The 913-nt window shown below is 63.1% G+C and carries 1 protein-coding gene and 1 pseudogene; both read right to left on the minus strand.

All coding sequences use genetic code 11. The features are described 5' to 3' along the window. Positions 1 to 585, minus strand: a 585-nt coding sequence (locus tag ACTJKX_RS38150) for a recombinase family protein (protein ID WP_440728498.1), incomplete at its 3' end; no start/stop codon positions are given. After that, positions 582 to 913: pseudogene (locus ACTJKX_RS38155) on the minus strand (hypothetical protein); the annotation flags it as partial. The pseudogene ACTJKX_RS38155 and the gene ACTJKX_RS38150, both read right to left, overlap by 4 nt.

Genomic DNA, 913 nt, shown 5'->3' on the forward strand with positions numbered 1-913 from the left:
CTTCGGGCTCTTGCCCGTGGCGAATTCCTGGAAGATACGGCGGATGATCCTGGCTTCCTCCGGCACGATCTCGCGGTCGCCGCGGATGGGCTCGCCCTGGCCATCGAGCTTCTTCATCACCCGGTAGCCATAGCACAGCCCTCCTCCGGCCTTGCCCTTCTCCACCCTGCCCCGCAGGCCGCGATGTGTCTTGAGGGCAAGGTCTTTCAGGAACAGGGCATTCATGGTGCCCTTGAGGCCGACATGAAGCTCGCTGATCTCACCCTCAGCCAGGGTGACGATGGTGACGCCGGCAAATTTGAGATGCTTGAACAGCGTGGCGACATCGGCCTGGTCGCGACTGATGCGGTCGAGCGCTTCGGCGAGCACGATCTCGAACTGGCCGCGCTGGGCGTCACGGACCAATTGCTGGATGCCATGCCGCAAGATGGTGCTGGCGCCGGAGATCGCCGCGTCCTGATAGGTCCCGGTCACGTTCCAGCCTTCGCGCGTTGCCTGTTCGCGGCACAGGCGGAACTGATCCTCGATGGAGGCGTCCCGCTGGCTGTCGGAGGAATAGCGGGCATAGAGCGCGACACGGGTCATGGTGGATCAACCTCTCTCTTTCCTAGCGGGGGCTCATCCTTCTTCCCCCTGCTCTTGTCCTCTCGGCGGCCCGGCCGATTGTCATTGGCTGCCTTGTGCTTCTCGAACGCTTCCCGGGCCAGCTGCCGGCCGATCGAACGGGCGATATCGAGCACGATGCGATCCAGCTTGGCGAGATCGCTGTCCTCGCCGGCATGGCTGGAGCCAGCGAGACTGGAATTGTCATTGGACGGGGCCGAAGGTGTCGGCCCTGTCTTGGTTTCTTCTGCCATCAGGTCGCTCCCGAGAATGGATCGACCTGCCATCAGATGCCTCCAATGGAGGAAGG

Origin of the sequence: Labrys sp. 22185, from assembly GCF_052045555.1 — a bacterium.
Classification (GTDB): domain Bacteria; phylum Pseudomonadota; class Alphaproteobacteria; order Rhizobiales; family Labraceae; genus Labrys; species Labrys neptuniae.